Source organism: Latilactobacillus fragifolii (assembly GCF_905332535.1).
Taxonomy (GTDB): domain Bacteria; phylum Bacillota; class Bacilli; order Lactobacillales; family Lactobacillaceae; genus Latilactobacillus; species Latilactobacillus fragifolii.
Map to the genome: position 1 here is coordinate 1 of NZ_CAJOCF010000018.1, position 389 is coordinate 389.

The following is a 389-nucleotide window of genomic DNA, read 5'->3' on the forward strand; positions in this document are numbered from 1 at the left end:
GTTATTATTTGAGTTTAGCGATATGAACTAATTCATATTTCTATTAAAAAACTCTTTAAAACGCAATGTTTTCTCGGCTTTTAAAACTAATATATTACTTATTATCCAGTTTTCAAAGAACAAAGTTACGATGACTATCGTCATCAATGGAGGATAACGGGATCGAACCGATGACCTCCTGCGTGCAAAGCAGGCGCTCTCCCAGCTGAGCTAATCCCCCGTGTTGGTACTATTTAATTCTTGGTACAATGGGCCTAAATGGACTCGAACCATCGACCTCACGCTTATCAGGCGTGCGCTCTAACCAGCTGAGCTATAGGCCCAAAAAACGTCCTAATTCAATGAGAGTAGACCTCTCAAAACTAAACAAAGTTTCGACTTTTCAAATG

2 tRNA genes are annotated in these 389 nt (G+C 39.6%); both read right to left on the bottom strand.

Features of this window, described 5'->3' with window-relative positions:
* Positions 1 to 147 precede the first annotated feature (147 nt).
* Positions 148 to 220: transfer RNA gene (locus J7Q78_RS09945), tRNA-Ala, on the bottom strand.
* Between the two features lie 29 nt (positions 221 to 249).
* Positions 250 to 323: transfer RNA gene (locus J7Q78_RS09950), tRNA-Ile, on the bottom strand.
* Between the last annotated feature and the right edge of the window lie 66 nt (positions 324 to 389).